This window comes from Mesorhizobium sp. RSR565B (assembly GCF_054719465.1).
This window is the reverse complement of the sequence record NZ_JBTTIE010000001.1, coordinates 2014690-2032916: the sequence shown is the minus strand read 5'-3', so window position 1 is coordinate 2032916 and position 18227 is coordinate 2014690. Positions and strand designations below refer to the sequence as shown.

The window sequence follows — 18227 nt, the reverse complement described above, 5'->3', positions numbered from 1 at the left end:
TCAGAGTTCCTCCACCCAACGACGGGTTCTATTGCGGCGGTAAACCGGGCAACTGCGACCCCTGCGCCGGCAAACCAGGCGGCGGCAGGCCGGGCGACGCGGCCGGCTGATCTCCCGCAAACATCAGCCGCGTCTTCGTATCGGCCATGGCGGGCGACAGACTGCGCTGGATCAGCGCTTCGACATGGTCGTTGCGCTGCCTAGCGCTGTCGGCGCCCATCACCACCACGATCAGATGCCGGCCGTCGGCATTGTAGGACGTGACGATATTGTAACCGGATGCCCTGATATAGCCGGTCTTGACGCCGTCGACGCCGCGCACCCGGCCGAGCATGTCGTTGTGGCCGCGCACCAGCCGGCCGCGGAACATGAAGTCGCTTTCGGAGAAATAGTGGAACTGCTGCGGGAAGCGGGCGCGCAGCGCCATCCCCAGCGTCGCCATGTCGCGCGCCGATGTGTGCTGGCCATCGTCGGGCAGGCCGGAGGCATTGCGGAAGACGGTGCTGCTCATGCCGATCTGGCGCGCCTTCGAGGTCATCATGGCGGCGAACTGGTTCTCCGAGCCGCCGAGATATTCGCCCACCGCCACCGCCACGTCATTGGCCGACTTGACAACGATCGCCCGGATCGCCGAATCGACATCGATGCTCTCGCCGCGCTTGAAGCGCAATTTGGTCGGCGGCTGCCGGGCGGCATTGTCGGAGACCGGGATCTGCGTTTCCTTCGAGACACGGCCGGACTCCAGCGCCTCGAACAGCAGGTAGAGCGTCATCATCTTGGTCAGCGACGCCGGATAGCGTTGCGCCCTCGAACTGACCTCGAACAGCGTCTTGCCACTGCCGGCATCGATTACGATGGCGGCATATTTCTCCTGCGGCGCCGGCACCGCCAGCACGCTGTCGGGCGGCGCGGTGGTGCTGCAGCCGGCAACGAAGACGAGCAGCAGCAAGGCCGCGACGAATTTTTGTATGAGGGAGGGGAAATGGAAGTTTGGCAAGGCAAGTCCGGCGTTGCTGAGAGGGCCGGAACCTAGCCTAACCCATTGTGTTCGTCCATTTGGTTAACGGCGGAGCTGCCGATGACGCTGCCAATCTCCCCCGCAAGGGGGGAGATCAGATGTCGCTTCGGCTTCGCCAATCATCGGCGCTGAAACGGCAACCTCGACATCCGCCCACCCGCCCGAAATCGCCTGCTTCCTGTCCTGTTTTGCCTGCGGGGTCGCGGTGCTGCTATAGAGGCGGCAATTGCTTGGGGGATTTGACAATGACCGGTGACATCGGCGCGGCTGCGCCATCTCTTATCAGGGCTTCGCTCAGCCGCACCGGCAAATGGGCCGGCAGCGTCGCTTTCATCGGCGGCGCTGCTTCCGACATCCTCAATCCGCTGGCGCCGTTCGCCGCCTATATCGCGCTGGTCGCTTCGGTTGCCGCAGCCATCATCGCCATTGCCATCGTTCTGCGGCTGGTGCTGGCCGCCAAGGCGCTGCCGGCGCTGATCTTTGCCACCAGCGCTGCCGCCGTCGCCGGCGGCGTCTATGGCCTGCAGCAGCAGACCAATTCGCAGAACGGTGTGATCGCCGGCCTGGTGCCGGCCATCGCCCAGTTGCAGCAGCAGATGGGCATCGTCTCGGCCAGGGTGGCCAGGATCGAGCAAACGGTAACCGAGACGAAGCTGGCGGTCGACCAGGTCAAGCAATCGACCGACGCGGTGGCGAAGAAGACCGAGGAAATTGCGTCGACCCAGCAGCAGCAGGCTGAGCAGGGCGCGCAGACGCAAAAGTCGGTAGAGGCGGTCAAGCAGACGACCGAAACGCTCGCTGCCGGCCAGCAGAAACAGGCCGAGCAGGCGGACAAGCTTCAGGCGACCACCGAGCAGATCGCCGCCTCGATCGACACCATCGCCAAGGGCTTTGCCGCATTGGCCGCGCAGGGCGGGACGATCGCCGAGCCGAAGCGGCCGGACGAATTCTACCACAATGCCCGCGTCTACGAGCTTTCCGGCGACATGCTGAATGCGCGGCGCTCCTATCTCGCTGTCGCCGGTTTCGACGTCGACGCCGTCGATCCCTACACACGCTTCGCCACCCTGCTGCGCGTGCAGGACGGCAAGGCCGGCGCCCGCGAAGTGTTCGGCGCCCTGGCCGACAAGGCCAAGGCGCTGTCGATCAAGCTGGTCCATATCCTGCAGTTCGACGATGCCCAACGTCTCGACAAGCTCAACGCCTTCATCGCGGCCAATCCGGATTTCGCACCGGCCTATTACCTGCTCGCGCAGGAGTTTTCCGAGGATCGCCTCGGCGTCCAGTCGCTGTCCGACAAGCGCAGCGAGGCCGAGGCGCTGACCAAGTTCGTCTCCTATGAAAAGGAAGGCGGGCTGCTCAAATATTTCGTCGACCAGACGCAGCTCGCCGACTGGCTCGACCGCAGCCGTACCCGCCTGACGGCGCTTGGCGACGTGCTCGACCCAGCACGCTTTGCCCCGACGCTGACGCCGATGCGCTCCAATGCCGGCTGGACGATCTCCATCTCGCTGCCCGAGGCCGCGACCGGCATTTCCTGGCGCATGGGTGTGTCAGGTCCGTTCACCGACACCGGGCTGATGGCGATGAACGACCAGCGCACCGGCAAGCCGATGCCCAATCCGAGCTTCGAATTGCCCGACAGCACCACGGCCACCACCATCGGGGTCAAATATCTCGATCTCAGGGGCCGCGAGACCGGGCCGTTCGACATAAGTTTCGATCCGGACGCGGCGCTGCAACAGGGCAACAAACAGATCCTCGACCAGTTCTGGACGTCGTGGATCGCCTTCGACGCCAGCGGCAATCACGGCCTGGTCTATTTCTCCCAGATGCTGTCATTCCGCTGCGGCATCAAGGAGGTGCGCTACAGCTTGAACGGCACGGCGCTCGACAAGGAGATCAAGCTGCCGCCTTGCGACAAGAAGGACCCGTACGCCATTCCTTATGACTACCAGCCTTACTTCAAGGTCGCCGACAACGTGACTTCGATGGCGGTGCAGGTCACCTACACCGACGGCACCAAGTCGCCGGTGCGCGAGTATAAGCGGCAGTAGGCGTCCACCCTCCCCCTTGTGGGGAGGGTCGATCCGCGTAGCGGATCGGGGTGGGGGTCCTTGTAGGGCGCTACCCCCACCCCGTCGATCGATCTCCGCTTCGCTCCGATCGCTCGCCGACCCTCCCCACAAGGGGGAGGGTAAAAATCGCCCTGATGCAAAATGCCGGTCGCTGTGCTTGCGCATCCGTCGCGGAGCGGGTTTGTTCGCTGCCATCAGAATCAGCAGGTGCGCGGATGGATACGGTCACGATCAAGGCAAAGGGCATTTCGGTCACGCTCGATCTCACTGTCGGCCATATCGCCGAAATGACGGTCGACAGCGATGGCCGCCAGCTGAAGCCGCTGCACCGCGCGCCCTGGATCGATGCCGGCGAGACGCTGCCGCCGGATCTGCCTCAAGGCACGGTGCGGCTGTCTGGCGATTTCCTATGCGCACCGTTTTCGGCCAGCGACATCGAGGCCGCACCGCTGCATGGCTGGCCGGCCAACAGCGCCTGGGATGTCACCGCCAGCGAAGCGATATCCGACGGCTGGCGGGCCGTCTTCCGGTTGCGCCGCACGGTGATGGGCGCGACGGTCGACAAGATCTTCACGCTCCGCAACAGTCATCCCTTCCTCTATCAGGAGCATGTCTTTTCCGGCGGTTCCGGCGCTGTCTCCGCCGCCCACCATCCGATGGCGGCGATGCGCGATGGCGGCCGGCTGGCCTTTTCGCCGAAGCGCTTTGCCGGGACACTGGACGCACCGCTGGAGCCCGATCCGGCCCGCGGTCGCTTCAAGCTTTCCTATCCCGCCCGCTCGACCGATCTGACGCGCTTTCCAGCCACTGGCGGCGGCACGCTCGATCTCACCGACTACCGCATGGAGGATGAGCGCGAGGATTTCATCACCCTGGTCGAAGCCGATCATGACGGTCCGGGCTGGACGGCGCTGGCGCGCCGGGCCGAACAGGATCTGGTGCTGGTGCTGAAGAACCCGGCGGAGCTTCCGGTCACCATGCTGTGGTTCAGCAATGGCGGCCGCGACTACGCGCCGTGGAGCAGCCGCCATCGCGGCGTGCTCGGCATCGAGGACGGCCGCGCCGCCATCGGCCATGCCGCATCGATCGACGACAATTGGCTGAAGCGCGAAGGGATCGCGACCGCTTTTACCCTCGGCGGCGAAGTCTCCTTCCGCCATGTCATCGGCGCGCTGCCGCAGGCAAACGGCGAGCCGCCGCGCGCTATCGGGACAGCCTCAGGTCACATGCATCTCACCGGAGCCGATGGTTCGACCCGCGATGTCAGGTTCGACAGCGATTTCCTGCGGATCGGCCAGCCCGGCTGATTTTCGAACGCTGGCCCTGCCCCTCACCTGCCTGCCGGCATCCTCGACACACGGCACATGGAGCTTGTCCGCCGCACCGCCGCGCCAACCAATCTGCTTGGCGCTGCGGCGGACGCATAGGGGGAGAAGTGTTACCCATCTATCGGCTGGACACCGGCAGGGCGACGAGGGGCGGCGCTGACGTGGCGGATGTCGTGAGATTGCCCAAATCGCGGTTTGAAATTTCCTCAAACTGCCGACAAGATGCAAAGCATAGCTGGAAGCGCCCAATGTCCGAAATCGCCCATCTCGCCGCCACCATCTTCAAGCGCGCCGGCAAGGCGAAACGCTTCATCGTCGCCATTGCCGGCCCGCCCGGCGCCGGCAAGTCGACGCTCTCGGCCGGCCTGCATGATCTGTTGCCGGAGGGCGCGGCTGAAGTCGTGCCGATGGACGGCTTCCACTATGATGACATCGTGCTCGACCAGCGCGGCCTGCGGTCAAGAAAGGGCGCGCCGGAGACTTTCGACTTCGCCGGCTTCGAGACGCTGTTGAAGCGCATCCGTTCGGGCGAGCCAGACATCGCCATTCCGGTGTTCGACCGCAGCATGGAATTGTCGCGCGCCGCCGCCTCCATCGTTGCCGCCGAGACCAAGTTCATCCTGGTCGAAGGCAATTACCTCCTGCTGGACGAGGAGCCGTGGTCGCGGCTGGCGCCGCTGTTCGACTTCACCATCTTTGTCGATGTGCCGCGTGCCGAACTCGAGCGCCGCCTTCTGGTGCGCTGGCACGAGCATGGCCGCTCCGACGAAGACGCCCGCGCTTGGATCGCTTCCAACGACATGCCCAACATCGATCGCGTGCTCGGCCGTCGCAGGTCCGCCGACCTGGTTGTTGGCGATCCCGCATAGTTCGCTGGACTTCGGAACGGGAACCTTAAGACTTTCAGGTCGTTATCTCTCATCGGCAATCGTGCCGCCGTGAGGGAACCGTCAGATGGCAACCAAGGCAAAAACACCCGCCAAGAGCAAGACCGCTCAACCCAAAGCCAGGCAGGCAAAGGCCACGCAGGCGAAGGCAGGCGCCGGCCCGGCGATCGCCGAGCGGTCCAAGGACGCAAAGCCGGCTTTCGGCAAAGCGGCGCCAAAGAAGGTAGAACCGGTGGCGACGGCAAAGGTGACGGCGAAAACCGCCAAACCCAAGAAGCCGGCAAGCAGCGGCTCGGTGGCCGGCGGCGCGATGCGCACCGTCAAGGCGACCGCCAATGTCGCCGCTGGTGCGGTGGCGGCGACAGCCAGGGGCGCTGCGTCGCTCGCTGCGTCCGTCATCGGCAAGGGCGGCTCGAAAAGCAAGGCCAAGGCGAAATAGACCCGGCTGCTTCGGCTGGCCGAGGTCAATTCCTGGCGGGAATGGTCAGGCCGCGCTGCACCGCGGGCCGCGCCAGCCCGCGCTCCAGCCATGCCGCGACGGTGGGGAAGTCGTCGAAGCCGACGAGTTCGCGCGCCTCGTAGAAGCCGATCAGATTGCGCACCCAGCCCAGCATCGAAATGTCGGCGATCGTATAGTCGTCGTCCATGATCCAGGTTCGACCCTTCAGCCGCGTCTCCAGCACCCCGATCAGCCGCCGCGATTCATTGCGGTAGCGATCCAGCGGCCGCTTGTCGGCGATCTCGCGCCCGGCGAATTTGTTGAAAAACCCGACCTGTCCGAAAATCGGTCCGATCGCCGCCATCTGGAAGAACACCCATTGGATGGTCTCGTAGCGCCGCGCCGGATCGGCAGGGATCAGCTTGCCGGTGTTGTCGGTGAGGTAGAGCAGGATGGCGCCGGATTCGAACAGGCCGAGCGGCTTGCCGCCTGGACCGTCGGGGTCGATGATCGCAGGTATCTTGCCGTTCGGGTTCAGCGACAGGAATTCCTGCGTCCAGCTCTGGTCCTTGCCGATATCCACCAGATGCGCCTCGTAGGGCAGGCCGAGTTCTTCCAGCGCGATCGAGACTTTCACGCCATTCGGCGTCGTCGCGGAATAGAGCTGCAGGCGGTCGGGGTGGCTGGCCGGCCAGCGCTTGGTGATCGGAAAGGCGGACAGGTCGGTCATCGAAAGCTCCGGTCGGGAATTTGGCGCGGTATCGCGCCATCTGGCGTGTTGCGAAGGATTATCCTCGGCGTCTTTGCCGATCAACCGGCCGACGGTGCACACACCGTCTTCGCAGTCATTCAGGGCCAGTCGCTCAGGGCCAGTCGCTTGCCGTCAGACCGCCTTGAACGCCACCACGGCATTGGTGCCGCCGAAGGCAAAACCGTTGCTGATCGCCGCGCGCACCTTGCGCTCGCGCGCCACATTCGGCGTGATGTCGAGATCGCAGTCGGGGTCGGCCTGCCGGAAATTGGCCGTCGGCGGCACGATGCCTTCGCGGATCGCCATCACGCAGGCGATCATTTCCAGGCCGCCCGAGGCGCCGAGGCAATGGGCATGCATCGACTTGGTCGACGACACCGACAGCTTATAGGCATGGTCGCCGAAGACGCGCTTGATTGCCGCCGTCTCGATCTGGTCGTTGGCCTTGGTGCCGGTGCCGTGGGCGTTGAGATAATCGACGTCCTCGGGATTGAGCCCGGCGTCCGCCAGGCAGGCGCGCATCGCCGCCGTCGGTCCCTCGACTGTCGGCGCGACGATATCGGAAGCGTCGGCGGAAAGGCCGGCGCCGGCAAATTCGGCCAGAATGGTAGCGCCTCGCGCCATGGCGTGTTCATAGGTTTCCAGCACCGCCATTCCAGCACCTTCGCCGAGCGACAGGCCCTGGCGATCGGCTGAGAACGGCCGGCAGGTATCGGGCGCCAGCACCCGCAGGGCTTCCCAGCCTTTCAGGATGCCCCAGAGCAGCGGCGCGTCGGTGCCGCCGGCGACCATGACATCGGCGCGGCCGAGCCGGATCTGGTCGACCGCCGAGGCAAAGGCGTGATTGGACGAGGAGCAGGCCGAAGTGACGCCGAACACCGGCCCGCGCAGGCCGAGATTCATACTGACATGGCCGGACGCCGCACTCGGCATCACTTTTGGCACGGTGAAGATGCCGGCCCGGTTCTTGCCGTCGACCAGGATGGCGCGGTAGTTCTCCTCGATCGCCTCCCAGCCGCAGACGCCGACGCCGACAACCGCGCCCATCCGGTAGGTGGTTGCTTCATTCGATGTCAGGCCGGCATGCTGCATGGCTTCGCGCGCGGCAATCGTCGCCAAAAGGCTGAAGCGGTCCATCGACACGGTCTGCTTGTGGCTGATGCCATGGTCGGGCAGCGTCTTGATTTCGCAGCCGACCTTGACCTTCAGATCATGCAAACCGGGATTGCTGATTTGACCGATGGCCGATCGGCCGGCCCGCATTTCGTTCCAGATTGCAGGCGCATTGGCGCCGAGCCCGCATATGCCGCCGATGCCGGTAATGACGACGCGCTTTTGCATTCAGCTCAGGCTTTTTTCGCAATCAGCGCGCGAACAGCCTCAACCATATCGCCGACATTCTTGAGATTGCTCCAGGCATCGACCGTGTTCATCTCGATCTCGATGCCGTACTGCTCCTCGAGATCGAAGATGATCTCGGTCAGTTCCAGGGAATGGATGCCAAGCGCGGTCAATTCCGTATTGGTGGTGATCTCTTCGCCACCGGGCTCCGCATGTGCCCTGATCTTGGCGATGATTTCCGTTGCCAGCTCGTCAGCCATTCGATTCCTTCCCCAATTTTATAACGTCGCGGTGCCGATTGGTTGGCGCCCCTGTTGCCTGGACTGAAATCGCCGTCGCCTTCAAAAACCCGCCAGGCGCAGCATGACCGTTCCAAAGAGGCTCCCTCTATAGAAACGGAAACGCTGTCAAGCAACAAGCTATATCAACAAGCACCATATCGACAAAGCGCCGGGAGTGCTTAACGTTAGCGCCGTGGATACGTTGCAGCATGTCTTGATCCCAGCTCTTCCGGCCCAGCGCGCGGCCGGGGCGGCCCGGCTTGCGTGCGGCGTCAGGGATGGACGCACCCGGCTTTTGCGCCTCTATCAGGACGGCTCGGCCAAAATCCGCATGCCGGCCGTTGCGGCCGATCCGCTCGAAGCCGTGCTCATCAACACCGCCGGCGGTCTGACCGGCGGCGATCGGCTCGGCTGGGAAATCGATGTCGGGCCAGGTGCCTCCGCCTCGATAACCACCCAGGCCTGCGAAAAGATCTATCGTGCCGCTAGCGACCGCGCCGAAGTTCGGGTGAAGCTCAGCGTCGGCGCGGGCGGGCGTATCGCCTGGCTGCCCCAGGAAACCATCGTCTTCGACCGCTCGGCCTTTGCCCGCACGCTCGAGGTCGAGCTTGCCGCAGGCGCCGAGGCATTGCTGCTTGAAGCCACCATATTCGGCCGCCTCGCCATGGGCGAAGAGGCCGCGCACGGCCATTTCCACGACCGTTGGCGTGTCCGCCAGGATGGTGCGCTCGTTCATGCCGAGGATTTCCGCATCGGGCCGGCTATCGCGGCGGCACTTGGCCGCCCGGCGGTCGCCGGCGGCGCCATTGCCGCTGCGACGCTGCTGATGGTCTCGCCGCAGGCCGAAGCCTTGCTCGATCCGGCCCGCGACATCGTCGGCGCCGACGGCGATGCCAGCGCCTGGAGCGTCAAAAAATCTGGCAAGCTTCTTGCGAGGCTGTTTGCCGAGGACGGCTATCAGCTGCGCAAGCGGCTGGTTCCGCTCGTCGAACTGCTCAACGGGCGGGCGGGTCTGCCCAAATTATGGTCACTCTGAGCCAAATACAGGCCAAATCCAGGAAAGCGCATGAACCTGACGCCGCGTGAAAAGGACAAGCTGCTCATCGCCATGGCGGCGATCGTGGCGCGCAAGCGGCTGGAACGCGGCGTCAAGCTCAATCACCCCGAAGCGATCGCGCTGATCACCGATTTCGTCGTCGAGGGCGCCCGCGACGGCCGCCCGGTCGCCGAACTGATGGAGGCCGGCGCCCATGTCATCACCCGCGCGCAGGTGATGGAAGGCATCGCCGAGATGATCCACGACGTGCAGGTCGAGGCGACCTTTCCCGACGGCACCAAGCTGGTGACCGTTCACGAACCGATCAGGTGAGGAGAAAACGATGCTGGAGCTGCGACCGAATTGCGAATGCTGCGACAAGGACCTGCCGCCGGAAGCGGCGGACGCGCTGATCTGCACCTTTGAATGCACCTTCTGCGCTGACTGCGCTGAACATGTGCTGGGCGGCGTCTGCCCGAACTGCGGCGGCAATTTTTCCGCACGCCCGATCCGCCCAGTGGAGAAACTGGTGAAATATCCGGCCTCGACCCAACGCGTGCTCAAGGCCGAGGGCTGCGGCCCGCGCAAGGCTGCGTGATTGTTTTCGTGACTTCGAAGGGAAGACCGATGATCTCTGCTTCAACCAAACGCACCACGCTTGCAGCGATCCTGCTGCTGGCGGCGGCGATGCCCGCCTATGCCCATGTCGGCATCGGCACGACCTCGTCCTTCGCGGCGGGCTTCGCGCATCCGCTGTCCGGCCTCGACCATATGACCGTCATGGTAGCCGTCGGCCTGTGGGCGGCGCTCAAGGGCGGCAAGGCAATCTGGGCCTGGCCGCTGGCCTTTGTCGGCGTCATGCTGGTCGGCGGCGCGCTCGGCATGCTCCACGTGCCGGTGCCTTTCGTCGAACCGGGCATCCTTGCCTCCGTCGTCGCGCTTGGCTTGCTGGTGGCGTTGGCGGTCGATCTGCCGGTCTCGGCCGGAGTCGCCATCATCGGCCTGTTCGCGCTGTTCCATGGCCATGCCCACGGCACCGAAGTGCCGGAAAATGCCGGTGGACTTGACTATATGGCCGGCTTTGCCGTTGCCACCGCACTTCTCCATGCCATGGGCATCGCTGCCGGCCTTGGCCTCGGCATGCGCTTTCGCGGGCTTGCCCGCGCCGCTGGCGCCGCTTGTGCTGCAGTCGGCGGCGGCCTGGTCTTCGGCGTTTTGTGAGGCTAACGATGATTCCCGGCGAAATCATCACCGCAAGCGGCGACATCGAGCTCAACAAGGGGCTGCCGACGGTGACGCTGAAGGTCGCCAACAGCGGCGACCGGCCGATCCAGGTCGGCAGCCACTACCATTTCTTCGAGACCAATGAGGGGTTGAAATTCGACCGCGACAAAGCGCGCGGCATGCGTCTGGACATTGCCGCCGGCACCGCGATGCGCTTCGAACCGGGACAAGAGCGGGACGTCACGCTGGTGCCGTTCGGAGGAAAACGCGAGGTCTACGGTTTTCAGCAGAAGATCATGGGCAGGCTGTGAGATCGACGGGGTCGAGCGCCCTGAGGTCAGTTCGACGGCCTGGCCGCCGCGTAGATGACGATTCTTGCCGAGCCGTCGAATTCCACCGCAAGGACGTCTTCCGTAAGCACGCGCCGCGAATCGATGGCGTTGAACAGCAAGGCGTTGGCGTCGATCTCCTTGCGCAGTTCCGCAATGTCGTCCTGATGCTGTTCGACCTTGCTCTCGACGGCCGGCGGCGGGCCGCCTTCGCTGCGCGCCGCGTCGGTGAGGAAGACGATATCCACAGTATCGAGCTTGGACGTCTTGCGCACGGCGCCGATGTTCTCACGCGTCCGCTCGATCGCGGTGATGATCTTGTTGGTCTGTGGTTCCGTCCGCGCCTCCTCCTGCCGGACATCGGAGCCGACGATCCTGTTGACGGTGTCGGCCCGGTTGACGGCGTCAGCGCTTTCAAGACCTTGCGCGGCTTGCGGGCCGAAAGCTGCGAGAAATGCGCAGGCAGCAAGGCTCTGGAGCCATCTGGTGTCGGCAAAGACAGGCATTGCTCGCTCCTGGTGGACTTTTCTGTGCAACGCCGTTCGGCGCCAAAGGGACGAAACGCCTCCTGTCGGGCGAAGGTTCCCTGTGGGCTGGCGGGCCGGGTGCCGGCCCGCCAAGCGCTTCTTTCAGCTTGCCTTCTTGGTGACAAGGGTCAGCGCGCCATCGGTGGTCATGCTGGCGGCGACCACCTGTGCCGAGGTGAGCCCCTTGGCTTCGAGCGCCGACTTGATCTGCGGCGTCGCGTCGATCGAAGAGCGCAGTTTCTGCAGCCCGGCATCGCCACGCTGGGCGATCACCTGATTGACCTGCGTCTGGGTGGCTTTGGGCAATTCGCTGATATCGACGATGTTGACCTTCTGGATCGCCGGCGCCGCCGGCTGAGCGCTGGGCGCTGCCGGCTTCGGTTGCGGCGTGGGCTGCTGCTGGGCGCCGGCTACGGTTGCGGAGGCCAGCGTGGCGGCGGCTGCAAGAACGATGATTTTGCGCATGTATTTTCCTTTCATCGATTTGGCCAAGGGTTTGGCAAACGGGCGGTTTGGGGTGGCACGGCCACCTCAACGGCCAAATGGGATCAGAAGGTGTCGCCGGGCGGGTCATTGCATGACCATTGGATGGCGACGATGTGGAGTTCGGCTGCGGCCGGCCTCTCGTTTGGGGAGCATTGACTGATGGCTAGAATTACCCGCGCCGCCTACGCGCAGATGTATGGCGCGACGGTCGGCGACAGAGTGCGCTTGGCCGACACCGAGCTGTTTATCGAGGTCGAAAAGGACCTCACCGTCCATGGCGAGGAGGTGAAATTCGGCGGCGGCAAGGTCATCCGCGACGGCATGGGCCAGAGCCAGGTGTCGCGCGCCGGCGGCGCGGTCGACACGGTCATCACCAACGCGCTGGTGGTCGATGCCACGGCCGGCATCTTCAAGGCCGACATCGGTCTCAGGGACGGCCGCATCGCGGCGATCGGCAAGGCCGGCAATCCCGACACGCAGGACGGCGTCACCATCGTCATCGGCCCCGGTACAGAGATCATCGCGGGCGAGGGCAAGATCCTGACCGCCGGCGGCTTCGACGCGCACATCCACTTCATCTGCCCGCAGCAGATCGACGAAGCGCTGATGTCGGGCATCACCACCATGCTCGGCGGCGGCACCGGCCCGGCGCATGGCACGCTGGCCACCACCTGCACGCCTGGACCCTGGCACATGGCGCGCATGATCCAGTCCTTCGACGCTTTCCCGATGAACATCGGCCTGTCCGGCAAGGGCAACGCCTCGCTGCCGGCAGCGCTGGAGGAAATGGTGCTGGGCGGCGCCTGCTCGCTGAAGCTGCACGAGGACTGGGGCACGACGCCGGCGGCCATCGACTGCTGCCTGTCGGTTGCCGACGATTACGACGTGCAGGTGATGATCCACACCGATACGCTGAACGAATCCGGCTTTGTCGAGAACACCGTCGCCGCCATCAAGGGCCGCACCATCCACGCCTTCCACACCGAGGGTGCCGGCGGCGGCCATGCGCCCGATATCATCAAGGTCTGCGGCTTGCCCAACGTCATTCCGTCTTCGACCAACCCGACCCGGCCCTACACCGTCAACACGCTGGCCGAGCATCTCGACATGCTGATGGTCTGCCACCATCTGTCGCCGTCGATCCCTGAAGACATCGCCTTTGCCGAAAGCCGCATCCGCAAGGAGACCATCGCGGCGGAAGACATTCTGCACGATATCGGCGCCTTCTCGATCATCTCGTCGGACTCGCAGGCCATGGGCCGTGTCGGCGAGGTGGCGATCCGCACCTGGCAGACCGCCGACAAGATGAAGCGCCAGCGCGGGTCATTGCCGCAGGAGACCGGCAACAACGACAATTTCCGCGTCCGCCGCTACATCGCCAAATACACCATCAACCCGGCCATCGCGCATGGCCTGTCCAGGGACATCGGTTCGATCGCGGTCGGCAAGCGCGCCGATCTGGTGCTGTGGAACCCAGCCTTCTTCGGCGTCAAACCGGACATGGTGCTGATCGGCGGCATGATAGCCGCAGCCCCGATGGGCGACCCAAACGCCTCTATCCCGACACCGCAGCCGATGCACTACCGCCCGATGTTCGGCGCCTATGGCAAGGCCAGGACCAACTCGTCGGTGACGTTCGTTTCCAAGGCGGCTCTGGACTCAGGCCTGCATGGCCGGCTCGGCGTCGACAAGCAGTTCGTGGCCGTGGAAAACACCCGTGGCGGCATCGGCAAGCATTCGATGGTGCTCAACGACGCTACGCCGCATGTCGAAGTCGACCCGGAGACTTACGAGGTGCGCGCCGATGGCGAGCTACTGACCTGCGAGCCGGCAAGCGTGCTACCGATGGCGCAGCGGTATTTCCTGTTTTGAGGCGAGGGGCGATTTGATCGACCCGGCAAATTCCGTTGCGACCCGGTCGGTCCCACCGCAATATGCGGCTCAAAGAACCGCGTAGCAGGTCATGGTCACCGAAATAGCCTCCGCCCACGACATCTTCCCGCATATCCGCATCGTCATGGGCATGGTGATCGGACTTGGCGTCGCTCGCCTGCTGTCGGGGGTGGCGCGAATCGTCCAGCATCCCGGCCAGTACAGGCTCTATCCCGTGCACCTCGGCTGGGTCGCCTCCATGCTGTTGCTGCTGGTGCATTTCTGGTGGTGGGAGTTCGGCCTCTACACCATAGAGGTCTGGACTTTCGGCAAGTACCTGTTCCTGATCTTCTACGCCATCACGCTGTTCCTGCTGTGCGCGCTGCTGTTTCCGGATTCGATGCTCGACTACACCAGCTACGAGGATTTCTTCTATTCACGCCGTGGCTGGTTCTTCGGCCTGCTGGCGACGACCTATCTGCTCGACGTCGTCGACACGCTGCTGAAGGGTCCCGAGCATTTCGCCCGCTACGGCAATGAATATCTGTTCCGAACGCCGGTTTTCGTGGTGTTGTGCATCGCCGCCATACTGGTGCGTGACCGCCGCTTCCACATCGCATTCGTCGCCGGCACGCTGATCTATCAGATATCGTTCATCCTGCGGCTCTTCGACACCATCGTCTGAACAGTGGCTATGGTTTAGGGTCGCAGGAAAGAGGGTTCAACCATGTACAAGGCCATCGGATCGCGTGGATCCCGCGTCAGCCGCGTTCTGTGGATGCTCGAGGAACTCGGGCAGCCCTATGAATTCGTCGAGGTCAAATTGCGTTCGCCCGAAGCCTATGCGCTCAACCCGTCGGGCAAGGTGCCGATCCTGATCGATGGCGAACTGACGGTGACTGATTCGGCGGCAATCTGCGTCTATCTCGCCGACAAGCACGCCGACAAAGGCATGGGCGCCAATCCAGGTGTGGCCGGACGCGCCGAAATGGATTCCTGGATGCATTTTGCCCAGTCCGAGTTCGAAGCGCCGCTGTGGAACAAGCTGCGCCACCGCTTCCTGTTGCCGAAGGACGTGCGGGTCGATGTCGGCCCCGCCGCCGCCTACGATTTCGCCTCGGAGGCCAAGGCGCTCGACGGCCGGCTGGGGGATCGGGAGTTTGCGCTGGGCGACCGGTTTTCCGCCGTCGACGTGCTGTTGGGCGACATGGGCGGCTGGGCCCGCGCCGGAAAATTTCCGATCGAATCCGAGCGCGTCAACGCGTATTTCGACCGCGTCCTGGCGCGGCCTGCCCGTGCGAGAGCCCAGGCTAACGGTGGAGCCATGCGATGAAACTCAACCTGAACACCGACTTCACCAAGTTCCCCCGGGCCGTCTCGGTGGTGCCTGCCGGCACTGCCGGAACTACGCCGCCATCCGGCCGTGCCGTCCTGCCCCATGACGAGCGTCATTTGCGCCGCCGCGCCATTGAGCTTGCCGACGGCAGCAAGGTGCTGGTCGATCTGCCCGAGCCCGTGACCTTGAACGATGGCGACCGGCTGGTGCTGGAGGATGGCGGCCAGGTCGAGATCACCGCGGCACCCGAAGAGGTCTATGATATCCGCGCCCGCGATGCGGTGCATCTGACGGAGCTTGCCTGGCATATCGGCAACCGCCATCTGGCGGCAGCGATCGAGCCCGGCCGCATCCTGATCCTGCGCGACCATGTCATCAAGGCTATGCTGGAAGGGCTGGGCGCCACGGTCCGCGAAGTCTCCGAACCGTTCAAGCCGGTGCGCGGCGCCTATTCCGCCCAAGGTGCGCATGGTCACGATCATGGCCATGCGCATGCGCACGCCGAAGCGCATTCCCATGATGGACGTTCCCACGCACACAGCGAGTCGCATTCGCACAGCCATTCCCATGACGGGCACCATCACGATCATGACTGACCAGCCATCCGGCATCGCTTTGCTGCGGCTCATGGCGTGGCTGTCGCCGGCCTTTCCGGTCGGCGGCTTTGCCTACAGCCATGGCCTCGAACGCGCCGGGCAAGACGGGCTGGTTGCCGATACCGCCAGCCTCGCCTTCTGGCTGGAGACGCTGGTCGAGATGGGCTCGGGCTGGAACGACGCCGTGCTCTTCACGGAAGCCTGGCGCCGCGCCCGCGACGGCGGCGATCTCCATGAAATTGCCGATCTCGCCGAAGCGCTGGCCGGCTCGCGTGAGCGTCACACCGAAACCATGCTGCAAGGCGCCGCCTTCCTGAAAGCGGCAGCGGCTTGGGCGAATCCGGTGTTGGGCCGCCTGCCGGCCGAATGCGCCTACTGTGTCGCCGTCGGCGCCGTTGCCGGCGGCAACGGCATCGCGCTTCAGGACGCGATGTCGGCCTTCCTGCAGGCCTTCTTCTCCAACCTCGTCCAGGCGGCGATCCGACTCGGAATCGTCGGCCAGACGGACGCTATGGCCTTGCTCGCCGGCTTCGAGCCGTTGGCGCTGTCGACGGCCGCGCGCGCCGCCGGCTCGACATTGGACGATCTCGGCGGCTGCGCCTTCATCTCCGACATCATGGCGATGAAGCACGAGACGCAGTATTCCAGGCTGTTCCGCTCATGATCGTCCTCGCCTTCGCCCTCTCGGCCGTCCTGCTGCTGATCACCGCGCTGCATGTCTATTGGGGCCTTGGCGGCATCTGGCCGGGCAGGGACGGCGTCTCCTGCGCCCACGCCGTCGTCGGCTTTCGCGGCGTCGACGAGATGCCGACGCCGTTTGCCTGTCTCGCCGTTGCCGCGTGCCTGTGCCTCGCAACCCTGTGGCCGCTGGCGCTGACCGGGGTCTTCGCCACCCCCTTTCCAAGGGAAGGCCTTGCCGCCACAGCGCTGCTCATAGGGCTGGTCTTCCTCGGCCGCGGCATTGCCGGCTTCACGCCGTGGTGGCGCCGTCTGGCGCCGGAACAGCCTTTTGCGCGGCTCGATGTCAGCTTCTATTCGCCGCTCTGCCTGTTGATCGGGCTCAGCTTCGCCATCCTCGCCATCACGGAGTTTTCGGCATGACGGATTTTTCGCTATGACTCAGGCCAACGGTCCCCTGCGTATCGGCATCGGCGGTCCCGTCGGCTCCGGCAAGACGACGCTCACCGAGAAGCTCTGCAAGGCGCTGCGCGACGATTTCTCCATCGCCGTCGTCACCAACGACATCTACACCAAGGAAGACGCCATGATGCTGGCCCGCCTGCAGGCGCTGCCTGAGGACCGCATCGTCGGCGTGGAGACCGGCGGCTGCCCGCACACCGCCATCCGTGAGGACGCCTCGATCAATTTGCAGGCGATCGCCGGACTGAACAGGAAATTCCCCGACCTCGACATCGTCTTCATCGAATCCGGCGGCGACAATCTTGCCGCCACCTTCTCGCCCGACCTCGCCGACCTGACCCTCTATGTCATCTCGGTCTGCCAGGGCGAGGAAATCCCCAGGAAGGGCGGGCCGGCGATCACCCGTTCCGATTTCCTGGTCATCAACAAGAGCGATCTGGCGCCCTATGTGAACGTCAACCTCGATGTCATGGAGAGCGATGCCGCCCGCATGCGCGGCAAGCGCCCGTTCGGTTTCACCGACCTGTCGCGCGGCAAGGGCCTGCAGGAAGTCATCGACTTCATCGTCGAACATGGCGGGCTGCAGTCGGCCCGCTCGGCGGCGTAATGCATGTCGCCCAAAAGTGCGTAGCGGTTTTGGGACAACGGACAATGCGAAGACAGCCTGCCCCAGCAGTTTGCGGTTGCTGGCCACGGCCGAGCGCGGCATTCTCTTAAAAACGGAGGTTTTCGGATGAGCATCGCCCGCCTGCAAAAGGAAACGCTGACCAACCTGCCCTATTATGAGGAGCGCGTCGACCTTGCCGCCGCCTTCCGCTGGACGGCGCGGCTCAACATGCATGAGGCGGTGGCCAACCACTTCTCGCTGTCGGTCAACGAGGACGGCAGCAAATTCCTGATGAACCCCAACCAGGTGCATTTCTCGCGCATCAAGGCGAGCGACCTTTTGCTGATCGACGCCAACGATCCCGAGACGCTGACCAGTCCCAACGCCCCTGACCCTACCGCCTGGGGCCTGCACGGCGCCATTCACCGCAACGTGCCGCATGCGCGCTGCACCATGCATGTGCATTCCATTCATGCCACCGTGCTTGCATCGCTGGCCGACTCGACCCTGCCGCCGATCGATCAGAACTCGGCCATGTTCTTCAACCGCCACGTCGTCGACGCCCATTATGGCGGGCTGGCCTTCGAGGAAGAGGGCGAGCGCTGCTCGCAACTGCTCACCGACCCTAAGGTCAAGGTGATGGTGATGGGCAATCACGGCGTCATGGTCATCGGCGACACCGTCGCCGACGCCTTCAACCGCATGTTCTATTTCGAACGCGCCGCCGAGACCTACATCAAGGCGCTGTGGACCGGCCGTCCGCTGCGCACGCTGTCCGACGCCATTGCCGAAAAGGCCGCCAGCGAAATGGACGACTATCCCGGCCAGGCGGAGCGTCACCTCGCCGAGCTGAAGGCGATCCTCGACGACGAAGAGCCGGTGTACCGCAGCTGAATGAGTTCACCCTTCTCCCCGTTCACGGGGAGAAGGTCCCGCCAGGGGGATGAGGGG

Annotated in this window: 23 protein-coding genes; 17 read left to right on the top strand and 6 right to left on the bottom strand. The window is 64.4% G+C overall.

Translation table 11 applies throughout. The annotated features are described in order from the left end of the window. Positions 1 to 28 precede the first annotated feature (28 nt). Positions 29 to 997 carry a D-alanyl-D-alanine carboxypeptidase family protein gene (locus ACYG9R_RS09725; protein ID WP_023823959.1) on the bottom strand — a complete coding sequence of 323 codons (969 nt, stop codon included), beginning with the start codon at positions 995 to 997 and terminating at the stop codon, positions 29 to 31. Between the two features lie 266 nt (positions 998 to 1263). On the opposite strand from ACYG9R_RS09725, the gene ACYG9R_RS09720 reads away from it, so the two are divergent. From ACYG9R_RS09720 to ACYG9R_RS09705, 4 genes are all read left to right on the top strand, one after another. Further along, positions 1264 to 3075, top strand: a complete 1812-nt coding sequence (locus ACYG9R_RS09720) for a methyl-accepting chemotaxis domain-containing protein (protein WP_023823958.1) — start codon at positions 1264 to 1266, stop codon at positions 3073 to 3075. A 236-nt stretch (positions 3076 to 3311) separates the two neighbouring features. Further along, on the top strand, positions 3312 to 4403 hold the full coding sequence (locus ACYG9R_RS09715) for a hypothetical protein (protein WP_023823957.1): 1092 nt from the start codon (positions 3312 to 3314) through the stop codon (positions 4401 to 4403). Between the two features lie 269 nt (positions 4404 to 4672). Then, positions 4673 to 5293 (top strand): nucleoside triphosphate hydrolase, encoded by a 621-nt coding sequence (locus ACYG9R_RS09710; protein WP_023671222.1) that lies wholly within the window; start codon positions 4673 to 4675, stop codon positions 5291 to 5293. An 85-nt stretch (positions 5294 to 5378) separates the two neighbouring features. Next, positions 5379 to 5750 (top strand): hypothetical protein, encoded by a 372-nt coding sequence (locus ACYG9R_RS09705; protein WP_023683605.1) that lies wholly within the window; start codon positions 5379 to 5381, stop codon positions 5748 to 5750. Positions 5751 to 5775: 25 nt separating this feature from the next. On the opposite strand, the gene ACYG9R_RS09700 is transcribed toward ACYG9R_RS09705, so the two are convergent. From ACYG9R_RS09700 to ACYG9R_RS09690, 3 genes are all read right to left on the bottom strand, one after another. Beyond that, positions 5776 to 6480: a glutathione S-transferase family protein gene (locus tag ACYG9R_RS09700; protein WP_023823956.1), complete on the bottom strand. Its 705-nt coding sequence runs from the start codon at positions 6478 to 6480 to the stop codon at positions 5776 to 5778. 153 nt (positions 6481 to 6633) lie between these two features. Next, positions 6634 to 7842, bottom strand: coding sequence for a beta-ketoacyl-[acyl-carrier-protein] synthase family protein (locus ACYG9R_RS09695; protein WP_023683604.1), 1209 nt, complete (start codon positions 7840 to 7842; stop codon positions 6634 to 6636). Positions 7843 to 7847: 5 nt separating this feature from the next. Further along, on the bottom strand, positions 7848 to 8102 hold the full coding sequence (locus ACYG9R_RS09690; protein WP_023671226.1) for an acyl carrier protein: 255 nt from the start codon (positions 8100 to 8102) through the stop codon (positions 7848 to 7850). A 235-nt stretch (positions 8103 to 8337) separates the two neighbouring features. On the opposite strand from ACYG9R_RS09690, the gene ACYG9R_RS09685 reads away from it, so the two are divergent. Genes ACYG9R_RS09685 through ACYG9R_RS09665 form a run of 5 tightly spaced genes read left to right on the top strand, consistent with a single transcriptional unit; the run spans position 8338 to position 10694 of the window. Then, positions 8338 to 9159, top strand: coding sequence for an urease accessory protein UreD (locus tag ACYG9R_RS09685; RefSeq protein WP_081726189.1), 822 nt, complete (start codon positions 8338 to 8340; stop codon positions 9157 to 9159). A gap of 30 nt (positions 9160 to 9189) precedes the next feature. Further along, positions 9190 to 9492 (top strand): urease subunit gamma, encoded by a 303-nt coding sequence (locus ACYG9R_RS09680; RefSeq protein WP_023671228.1) that lies wholly within the window; start codon positions 9190 to 9192, stop codon positions 9490 to 9492. 10 nt (positions 9493 to 9502) lie between these two features. Next, positions 9503 to 9757, top strand: coding sequence for a DUF1272 domain-containing protein (locus ACYG9R_RS09675; RefSeq protein ID WP_023671229.1), 255 nt, complete (start codon positions 9503 to 9505; stop codon positions 9755 to 9757). A gap of 29 nt (positions 9758 to 9786) precedes the next feature. Further along, positions 9787 to 10380: a HupE/UreJ family protein gene (locus ACYG9R_RS09670; protein WP_023671230.1), complete on the top strand. Its 594-nt coding sequence runs from the start codon at positions 9787 to 9789 to the stop codon at positions 10378 to 10380. 8 nt (positions 10381 to 10388) lie between these two features. Continuing rightward, positions 10389 to 10694 (top strand): urease subunit beta, encoded by a 306-nt coding sequence (locus ACYG9R_RS09665; protein ID WP_023671231.1) that lies wholly within the window; start codon positions 10389 to 10391, stop codon positions 10692 to 10694. Positions 10695 to 10720: 26 nt separating this feature from the next. On the opposite strand, the gene ACYG9R_RS09660 is transcribed toward ACYG9R_RS09665, so the two are convergent. Continuing rightward, on the bottom strand, positions 10721 to 11218 hold the full coding sequence (locus ACYG9R_RS09660) for a hypothetical protein (RefSeq protein ID WP_023671232.1): 498 nt from the start codon (positions 11216 to 11218) through the stop codon (positions 10721 to 10723). 123 nt (positions 11219 to 11341) lie between these two features. After that, positions 11342 to 11704 (bottom strand): hypothetical protein, encoded by a 363-nt coding sequence (locus ACYG9R_RS09655; protein ID WP_023671233.1) that lies wholly within the window; start codon positions 11702 to 11704, stop codon positions 11342 to 11344. Positions 11705 to 11884: 180 nt separating this feature from the next. On the opposite strand from ACYG9R_RS09655, the gene ureC reads away from it, so the two are divergent. The 8 genes from ureC (at position 11885) to ACYG9R_RS09615 (ending at position 18170) form a co-directional block, all read left to right on the top strand. Then, positions 11885 to 13597 (top strand): urease subunit alpha, encoded by a 1713-nt coding sequence (gene ureC, locus ACYG9R_RS09650; protein ID WP_031193890.1) that lies wholly within the window; start codon positions 11885 to 11887, stop codon positions 13595 to 13597. Between the two features lie 91 nt (positions 13598 to 13688). Then, a complete protein-coding gene (locus ACYG9R_RS09645) occupies positions 13689 to 14282 on the top strand; it encodes a hypothetical protein (RefSeq protein ID WP_023683601.1) in 594 nt (197 codons plus the stop codon). Between the two features lie 42 nt (positions 14283 to 14324). Then, entirely contained in the window at positions 14325 to 14930 is a 606-nt protein-coding gene (locus ACYG9R_RS09640) for a glutathione S-transferase family protein (protein WP_023683600.1), read from the top strand. Further along, complete coding sequence (ureE, locus tag ACYG9R_RS09635) at positions 14927 to 15529, top strand: urease accessory protein UreE (protein ID WP_023683599.1); 603 nt, start codon at positions 14927 to 14929, stop codon at positions 15527 to 15529. The genes ACYG9R_RS09640 and ureE overlap by 4 nt, the downstream gene beginning before the upstream one ends. After that, a complete protein-coding gene (locus tag ACYG9R_RS09630) occupies positions 15522 to 16193 on the top strand; it encodes an urease accessory protein UreF (RefSeq protein ID WP_023683598.1) in 672 nt (223 codons plus the stop codon). The genes ureE and ACYG9R_RS09630 overlap by 8 nt, the downstream gene beginning before the upstream one ends. Further along, on the top strand, positions 16190 to 16630 hold the full coding sequence (locus ACYG9R_RS09625) for a DUF3995 domain-containing protein (RefSeq protein ID WP_023683597.1): 441 nt from the start codon (positions 16190 to 16192) through the stop codon (positions 16628 to 16630). Before ACYG9R_RS09630 ends, ACYG9R_RS09625 begins: the two co-directional genes overlap by 4 nt. Before the next feature lie 13 nt (positions 16631 to 16643). Further along, positions 16644 to 17276, top strand: a complete 633-nt coding sequence (ureG, locus tag ACYG9R_RS09620) for an urease accessory protein UreG (RefSeq protein WP_023671240.1) — start codon at positions 16644 to 16646, stop codon at positions 17274 to 17276. 126 nt (positions 17277 to 17402) lie between these two features. Then, positions 17403 to 18170 carry a class II aldolase and adducin N-terminal domain-containing protein gene (locus ACYG9R_RS09615; RefSeq protein ID WP_023683596.1) on the top strand — a complete coding sequence of 256 codons (768 nt, stop codon included), beginning with the start codon at positions 17403 to 17405 and terminating at the stop codon, positions 18168 to 18170. Positions 18171 to 18227 lie beyond the last annotated feature (57 nt).